The sequence below is a fragment of the Xenorhabdus miraniensis genome, assembly GCF_002632615.1.
Window position 1 is genome coordinate 1 of the sequence record NZ_NITZ01000050.1, and the last position, 8,640, is coordinate 8,640.

An 8,640-nucleotide genomic window follows, 5' to 3' on the forward strand; every position below is an offset into this window, starting at 1 on the left:
TAGGTGGAAAAGCCCGTATGGTATCAAGAAATTTTTGTCGGGAAATTTTTCGGTTCGAAGCAACAGAACCGTCTTCCATCCAGACACAAACTTGAAAGACATTTTTAGCGAGGTCAATACCCACCACTTTGATCGTACTCATGAGATGTTCTCCCGAAATTCAGTGCATCGGATAAAAGATGGCACTATTTTCCACTGAAAAAGGGGGCGTCCATCACATCAGCCATGACCGCATTCGGATCGCCGGGCGTTTGGGGGCGCTGTTATTAAGCCTGAATATTCAGGTGAAAAGTCTCAAGAATTTGAAAGCCAAACATGTAGAGCATTACGTTGATGCCCGTTTATCTCAGGGGATTGCCAAACGAACAGTACAAAATGAAATGTCCGCGTTGCGTAATATCTTCCGCATGGCAGGCCGGGAAAAATTGGAAACCTCGCCGCGTTTGAGTAATCAGGCATTGGGGTTAAGCGGAAACAGCCGCGCCGGAACGAAGCAGGCGATCCCTGATACTACGTTTCAGGTTGTTTATCAGAAAGCACTTGAACGTGATGTTGGATTTGCCGTCACACTAAAACTCGCCCGATTGCTGGGGTTACGTTCTCAGGAGGCAGTGCAATGCAGTGCTTCGTTAAAAAGCTGGCATAAACAATTGGAGCAATCAGAGCCGAAACTGCATATTGTTTTCGGTACAAAAGGTGGCCGACCAAGACAAACCCGTGTATTGGATGTTACTGCTGTAAAAGCAGTTGTCGAGCAAGCTATGGCTGTTGCAGAACAACGCGGCGGTAGATTGATTGATAAGCCCGATCTCAAACAGGCCATGAACTACTGGAGAACACATACCACAAGGATTGGTTTAACCGGTTGCCATTCTCCCCATAGTTTGCGTTATGCGTGGGCGCAGGATGCACTGAGTTTTTACCAACAGAATGGCTTTAGCCGTCAGGAAGCACGGGCTCTGGTATCAATGGATTTGGGGCACGGTGATGGTCGCGGGCGTTACGTTGAACGGGTTTATAGTCGTTCAACTTAGCCGTTCGGTTATTGAGTTAGATAAAACAATCAGTTAAAGTATTCCTGCCATTAGCAAAATCTAGTGGTAAGGTTTCGCAGCCTTGTAAGGATTACCCACTGGTAGTAAGTTCCTCTACCAGTGCGTCTGCTATCACCCTTTCAATGGTGGTTCAGGCGGGGGAGGCTTCGGCCTCGCCGGATGGTAATCCCCGGTACTGCGAACCCTGTCTGAATCGCCACCATCAATATTAATTAATGGAAGGGGTAGCAGGAATGAGTAACAATAATGTTCAAAATGATTGGCACCAAGCGGATATCATCGCAGCATTACGTAAACGTGGAACAACCTTAGCGGCTGTTTCTCGTGAAGCAGGACTCAGTTCATCAACATTAGCAAACGCATTCAGTAGGCCGTGGCCGAAAGGTGAATGGATAATTGCTAACTATCTCGGAATCCATCCCTCTGAAATTTGGCCTAGTCGGTATTTTGATAAACGTGGTCAGCTTATTGAGCGTAAGGTTCGCGCTAATACACAGGAATGAGCAGTTTTAATTTGTGAATGATGTCGTAAAATGAAAGAATTTAATATGAAGCCTTGAGAGTAAAATGGCAGCTAAATTGACCATTTTTAATCCTCACGGCTTTTTTATTTGATTATAAAATAAATCTAATTGACTATAGCAACAGCTATAGAGGAATTAAAATTTATTCAGATGTAGGCGTTTTGATCATGATGTTAGAGGGATCAGATGGCAGTTAACCAAACAAAAATTTTTGATACACTTGAAGAAATCGTATTTTCTCTTAATCGGGAAGAGTTCATATATAATTTCCTTTCTGCCTATAATTTACCCAAAGCGACGATTACTCAGTTACGGCAAGGTGGAAGCAGAAATATTGCGAAAGAAAGTAGTCATATTGGATTAAAGAACAAGGTCTACTTTGAGCCAGCACATTCTGATGATGGCCTTGATAAAAAACTATTTCTGCGCCTTACTGATCCGCTTATTACAAAAAATAAAATTCGTTTTGTCATAATCACAGACTTCCTCCGTTTTCTTGCCTGGGATACACAGACAGGTGAGCGATTAGACATTGATATAGATGAACTACACAGTTATTACGCCTTTTTCCTACCATTGGTTGGGTTAGAAAAAGCACTGACCAGCAGTGAAAATCCAGCTGATGTGAAAGCAGCCGAAAAAATGGGTAAATTATTTGACTTAATAAAAATCAATAATAATTTAACCAATATTGAAGACATTCACATATTGAATGTTTTTTTGACAAGAATTCTCTTTTGTTTCTTCGCTGAAGACACGGGGATTTTCAGTGATACACAATTTACTTCTGCAATAAAAAGCTACACTGAAGAAGATGGGAGTGACTTGGACTCCTTCCTTTATCAAATATTCTCTGTATTAAACACACCAGAGGACAGTGATAAAAGGAAGAATTTACCTAAACATATCAGTGATTTTCGTTATGTTAATGGGGGGTTGTTTTCATCTGATGAACCTATTCCTGAGCTTGGTAAAAAAGGAAGAAGAATCCTCCTTGATTGTGGGTCGATGGACTGGAGTGAGATTAACCCGGATATTTTCGGGAGTATGTTTCAGGCTATCATTGATGTAGAACAAAGAAGTCGTTTAGGACAGCACTATACCTCTTACAGCAACATCATGAAGGTGATTCAGCCTTTATTTATTGAACCCCTGAGATCTGATTTCGAAAAAAATAGAAAAAGTGCGAGCGGATTGAAAAAGCTTTTGATTCGCATGGGAGAAATTAAAATTTTTGATCCAGCTTGTGGCTCAGGTAACTTTCTAATCGTTGCTTATAAAGAGCTACGTAAGCTTGAGATGGAAATTATCATGGCTTTAAGGGAGATAGATCTTCAATTCACCATACCAATGAGCGAGTTACACCTATCACAATTTTATGGCATCGAAATTGATGATTTCGCATGCGAAGTTGCCCGATTATCCCTTTGGTTAGCAGAGCACCAGCTTAACAATCAGTGGAAGAAAGAGTTCAATAATGCTCCTCCGACCCTACCATTACGGGAAAGTGGACATATTGTTCATGGTAACAGCCTACGTGAAGATTGGAGTGAAATCTGTCCTAAGAGCGCTGAGGATGAAGTCTATGTTATTGGCAACCCACCATTTCTGGGAACTTTAGGGCGAAGTGATGAACAACGTAAAGATATGCAAACCGTCTTTAGTGGCTTTAATTCATTAGGTTCATTGGATTTTGTTGCATGTTGGTTCTGGAAAGGAGCTCAGTATATTAAAGAGTCCAGAGCGGAATTATCACTTGTTGCTACAAACTCAATTTGTCAGGGTGAACAGGTTGCTACACTCTGGCCTGCCATTTTTAAATTAGGGTTGAATATTCATTTTGCCTACCCCACTTTTACATGGGTCAACAATGCCAGAGATAAAGCAGCAGTCCATGTTATTATTGTTGGATTGTCTTCAAAAGAAGCAAGCCGACGTCTTTATCAAAAAGTAGGAAAGGAATGGCATAATAAATCTGTAAAAAACATAAGCCCATATCTGATTGAAGGGAGCAATGTATGTGTAAGTGCAGTTAAATCTCCTTTATCACCATGGATGTCTCCGTTAGTTAGAGGGAACGGACCAACAGATAATGGTAATTTATTGTTAGATACTGATGAGAAAGCACATCTTATTAGTAAGGAACCTTCATCCGAAAAATGGATAAAAAAAATCATTGGTGCTGATGAGTTTTTAAATGGCAATGACAGATATTGTTTATGGCTCGTAGGAATAACAGATGACGAATTAAAAAAACTTCCAATGGTAACAACTCGCGTGAATGCTGTTCGTGAATTCAGAATGAAAAGCACGAAGGAAGCGACGAGACGAAAAGCTGACACTCCACATTTATTCGATGAGATAAGACAGCCTTTAAATGGAGATTACATATTAATACCTCGCGTATCTTCTGAGCGAAGGGTATATATACCAATCGGATTTTTTAACTCATCTATAATAGCCTCAGATAGGAATTTCATATTACCTAATGGAACGCTTTTTGATTTTGGATTAATTACATCACTTATGCATAACGAGTGGATGCGATTAACAGCAATGCGTCTTAAAAGTGATTATAGTTACGGGAATAAAATAGTTTACAATACATTCCCATGGCCTGATGTGAACGATGAAAAGCGTGCCATGATTGAAAAGCTTGCCGAAGAAGTACTGCTTACTCGTGCTGAATTTCCGGGCAAAACCTTGGCGGAGCTTTACGATCCAGAAAAGATGCCTGAGTCGTTACTGCAAACACACCAGACGCTGGATAAAGCAGTAGACCGTCTTTACCGGGAAAAACCATTCAAAGACGCTGATGAACGTTTAAGCTTTTTGCTTGCTCGCTACGAAACACTGGTTTCTCAATAAACCCATCTGAGCCACCTTTCTATGCGCCGTAAGGTGGCTCAGTTATTCTTGGAGTGATGGAGTGAACAATCTTTTGCATGTGGAATACAAACAGACTGGGCAAAGTGCAAGCCTTAACGCAATGGGGATGCGAGAAATGCAGGCTCGTGCTTATGCTGAACGCAATAGTCAGTATCTGCTGATCAAAGCCCCCCCAGCCTGCGGTAAGTCTCGTGCTTTGATGTTTCTGGGGTTGGATAAGCTCGAACATCAGGGAGTGCATAAAGTGATTGTTTCTGTACCTGAAAAATCTATTGGTGGCTCTTTCAAAAATACAGCGCTGACCGAATCAGGATTCTTTGTTGACTGGCAGGTTAACCCCCAGAATAACTTATGCGTTGATGGTAGCGATAAGAGCAAGGTTGCTGCATTCCAACGCTTTATGGTTGGAGATGATCGGATTCTGATCTGTACACATGCCACTTTACGTTTTGCCTTTGATAAGGTCGATATTGCAGAGTTTAACAATTGTCTAGTTGCTATTGATGAATTTCACCATGTTTCTGCTGACGGTGATAATCGACTTGGTGGGCTTATCGATGAACTGATGGCTAAATCAACTGCACATATTGTGGCAATGACCGGCTCCTATTTCCGGGGAGATACCATTCCCATCCTTCTGCCGGATGATGAAGCTAAATTTACTAAAGTGACCTATACCTACTATGAGCAGCTCAATGGTTACAATTATCTGAAATCACTAGGGATTGGCTATCATTTCTATCAAGGCCGCTATATTGATGCCTTACCTGATGTGTTCGATACTCATAAAAAAACCATCATTCACATTCCAAATATTAACTCTGGCGAATCCACAAAAGATAAGCACAGCGAAGTTGATGCGATTCTCGATGTTATTGGTGAAGTGGTACTTCGTGACCCAGAAACAGGAATACTCCAGGTCAGGACAAATGATAGACGAATTCTCAGGATCGCTAACCTAGTTGATGACACCTCATCTGAACGTGCAAAAGTGCAGACCTATCTTCGTAACATAACCTCATCTAACGATATGGATATCATTATTGCACTTGGTATGGCAAAAGAAGGGTTCGATTGGCCTTATTGTGAGCATGTACTGACCATTGGATATCGTAGCTCTCTGACAGAAATTGTTCAGATTATTGGCAGAGCAACCCGCGATTGCGTTGGAAAAACACACGCACAGTTCACTAATTTGATTGCGCAACCTGATGCTCAGGATGAAGATGTCAGAACATCTGTGAACAACATGCTGAAAGCCATAACAACTTCTCTATTGATGGAACAGATCCTTGCCCCGACCATTCAGTTTAAACCTCGTTCTCAGTGGGATGGCAAGGAATTACCTGCAAACACACTCCTTGTTGACGATACTACTTCAACACGGGTTTCACAAAAAGTTCTCGATATTCTTAACGGCGACAGAAACGAAATTATGACCACGTTACTGGCGAACCAACAGCTTGTGCAGGAAGCCATCAGTAAAACCGTACCACCGGAGGCTGTGGCACAAGTTGAACTCCCTGCCATCATCCAGACCTTGTATCCTGATCTGACAGAAGAAGAACAGGAACAAATTCGTCAGGGTATGCTGCAAAGTATGCTGATTACTCAACAGGGAGGACTAGTAGACGGAAAAGATCTGCCACCCGATGCAATTATGGATTTGGGCGAAAATAATGATGAAAGTGATAGTAATGTTACCGGCAAACAATTCTTAAAAATGGGTAGTAAGTTTTTATGTATTGATAATCTGAATATTGATTTAATCGACTCCATTAACCCTTTCAGGGGGGCTTACGAAATTCTTTCGAAGCAGGTCGACGCCGCCATGCTGAAGACTATCCAAGAAGCCGTTAGCGCCAGTAAATCTCAGGTTTCAGAAGAAGAGGCTGTGATTTTATGGCCCCGAATTAAGCAATTTGCTCAGGAATTTCGCAAAGAGCCATCACTGAATTCCAGCGATCCTATCGAAGTCAGGTATGCTGAGGCACTAGCTTTTATTCGCCAGAAAAAACAGCAACGATTATCACAGCAGGGGCAGTGAGATGATTAGGTTATCAACACAACGTTTATCATCACGGATTGATCTTGACGATATACTCAGTGAAAGCGATGACCTGGGGCTGCTAAATGTGCAGCCTCTAAAAGTACGTCAGAACGTGACCGATATATCCGAGGCACAGTTTGCTGAAATCAATGCCTTTTACAAAGAGCATGGAAGAGTGCCTGCAGAAAACAGTTCAGCAAGCCTCAGTGAAAAAATACTTGCTCGCCGGTTGCATAGCCTGAGATCCAGTGCGGAGCAATCCCAACACTTACAACGTCTGGACAAGTTCGGACTTTTAAAAAATAGTGATATGGAGGAAGTAGTAATTTTTCATGCCGCTGAGCCTTCTGCGAAGTATTTGAGTCGGGCCGAATTAGTGACCTCGCTGGATGATATTTTTGCAGATGATGATGGTCTTCTCGATTTTGATACTCCTGATATTTTTACATTGAAACATATTCAAGTAGAAAAAAAGGAACAGCCAGATGAAGTCGCACAGCGCCAACCCTGTCCTGACTTTGTGCGTTATGAACCAATTTTTAAACGAGTACAGAATGACCTGCAGAATGGGCATTTTGGTACTGAGCGTTTCAGTCACAAACTAAAAATCAACACAGGTGATTTTTTTATACTGAACGGTCTGATGGGGTATGTTGCCAGTATTGGGGAACGCCTTGAGCAGTACAGCAGTTACAATGCCAGAATGCATTTAGTTTTTGAAAACGGCACTGAGATGCACATGCTATACCTATCACTGACTCACGGACTGGTCAGAGATAAAGAGGGACGCAAACTAAAACTCAGCGATGAAATAATTAAACCATCCGAAGAAGCAATACCGACAGGTCTTGTATATATATTAGCGACATCAAGTGTTGATCCTGTGCTTGCCCCCTATAAGCACAATCTTTACAAAGTTGGCTTCACAGAGTCCACAGTAGAGAACCGAATTAAAAACGCTGAAAAAGATCAGACTTTTCTGCAAGCCCCTGTGAGGATTGTATCAACCAGTCAATGTTTCAACCTCAATGCACATAAACTGGAAACGTTGATACATGGTTTTCTTGCGCCACGCAGATTGAATGTCACGCTGAAAAGCCATACCGGGCAGATATATACGCCCAGAGAATGGTTCTACGTCCCGTTATCGACAGTACTGGCAGTTATTGAGCATGTTGTAAATGGAACAATATCTCAGTATCGACTTGATAATACGACGGGGAGAATAGTTCAAAAGAAATAGTCATCACATCTTCGGGTGATCGATTACAGTAAAATATGTACATGACGACAAAATAAATTAATTAAAATCAGCCAACTATGTGAATTCAGGAAGCAAAAAATTCTAGGGGCATTAACAGGGGCATAAAATCAATAAGTAAAAATAAATTAAATATATTCAATAAGTTATATGTATTTACTAGTCCCGCCCTGGCACCAAATAAAACTTGTTGTAATACAGCGAGTTAGGGAATGAAGAGGCCACCTTTTAGGTGGCTTTTTTTATGACTCAAATCACCGTTCACTATTCGTTCACTATATTTTTTCACTATATTTCTTGACCTCTCATTTACTTTTTTTGCCCGCCAACGACCGGAACGATATTCACTTTTCGATCATATCTTGCCGTTTGAGTAATGTTTTTATGTCCAGTGATTTGTTGCTTCTCTGACAACGGTCCCTCAAGGTCGGAAACACCTTTTGCTTTCAGATCATGAAAAGTGAAGTTAAAGTCCAATTCTGGAAAAGTTTCTTTCGCGATATTTCTTGCTTTCTTCCAGCGGCTGTTAAAACCATCACGGGTATATTTTGATCCTTTGCGTTGGTGGAGTACATAGATGCTACTAACGCCGTTATCAAGGGGCATGGTTTTGCTCATTGCCACCGCGTTATCTAACCGTTCTGTCCATGCCTTGATTTGTGCAACCCCTGTTTTTCCCTGTTTGATAAAAATGCCCTCTTGTTGTACCTGCGCGTATGTCATCGTTAAAATGTCCGCCTGCCGTGTGCAGCACAGATACGCTAGATGGTGTCGTCATGAATAAATTCATGTAATAATAACTCTTTATTACATGAATGGATGACTTTAATCATGAGTAAACCCACACACCGCCGTCACGAT

5 protein-coding genes and 2 pseudogenes are annotated in these 8,640 nt (G+C 41.5%); 5 read left to right on the plus strand and 2 right to left on the minus strand.

Features of this window, described 5'->3' with window-relative positions; all coding sequences use genetic code 11:
• Positions 1-142, minus strand: a pseudogene (locus Xmir_RS29705) (IS110 family transposase); the annotation flags it as partial.
• A 37-nt stretch (positions 143-179) separates the two neighbouring features.
• Between Xmir_RS29705 and Xmir_RS21490 the strand changes: the two are divergent.
• From Xmir_RS21490 to Xmir_RS21510, 5 genes are all read left to right on the plus strand, one after another.
• Positions 180-1,034, plus strand: a complete 855-nt coding sequence (locus Xmir_RS21490; RefSeq protein ID WP_099116037.1) for an integrase domain-containing protein — start codon at positions 180-182, stop codon at positions 1,032-1,034.
• A 254-nt stretch (positions 1,035-1,288) separates the two neighbouring features.
• Positions 1,289-1,558, plus strand: coding sequence for a helix-turn-helix domain-containing protein (locus Xmir_RS21495; protein WP_145956946.1), 270 nt, complete (start codon positions 1,289-1,291; stop codon positions 1,556-1,558).
• Between the two features lie 207 nt (positions 1,559-1,765).
• On the plus strand, positions 1,766-4,447 hold the full coding sequence (locus Xmir_RS21500) for a class I SAM-dependent DNA methyltransferase (RefSeq protein ID WP_099116039.1): 2,682 nt from the start codon (positions 1,766-1,768) through the stop codon (positions 4,445-4,447).
• 61 nt (positions 4,448-4,508) lie between these two features.
• Positions 4,509-6,515, plus strand: a complete 2,007-nt coding sequence (locus Xmir_RS21505) for a helicase-related protein (RefSeq protein ID WP_208620472.1) — start codon at positions 4,509-4,511, stop codon at positions 6,513-6,515.
• 1 nt (position 6,516) lies between these two features.
• Positions 6,517-7,761: a GIY-YIG nuclease family protein gene (locus Xmir_RS21510; RefSeq protein ID WP_099116040.1), complete on the plus strand. Its 1,245-nt coding sequence runs from the start codon at positions 6,517-6,519 to the stop codon at positions 7,759-7,761.
• A 327-nt stretch (positions 7,762-8,088) separates the two neighbouring features.
• Here Xmir_RS21510 and Xmir_RS21515 read toward each other — a convergent pair.
• Positions 8,089-8,544 (minus strand): annotated as a pseudogene (locus tag Xmir_RS21515) (tyrosine-type recombinase/integrase); the annotation flags it as partial.
• Between the last annotated feature and the right edge of the window lie 96 nt (positions 8,545-8,640).

Coding starts and splice junctions, on each gene's coding strand:
- Xmir_RS21490 (WP_099116037.1), top strand. CDS start 180: ATGGCACTATTTTCCACTGAAAAAGGGGGCGTCCATCACATCAGCCAT.
- Xmir_RS21495 (WP_145956946.1), top strand. CDS start 1,289: ATGAGTAACAATAATGTTCAAAATGATTGGCACCAAGCGGATATCATC.
- Xmir_RS21500 (WP_099116039.1), top strand. CDS start 1,766: ATGGCAGTTAACCAAACAAAAATTTTTGATACACTTGAAGAAATCGTA.
- Xmir_RS21510 (WP_099116040.1), top strand. CDS start 6,517: ATGATTAGGTTATCAACACAACGTTTATCATCACGGATTGATCTTGAC.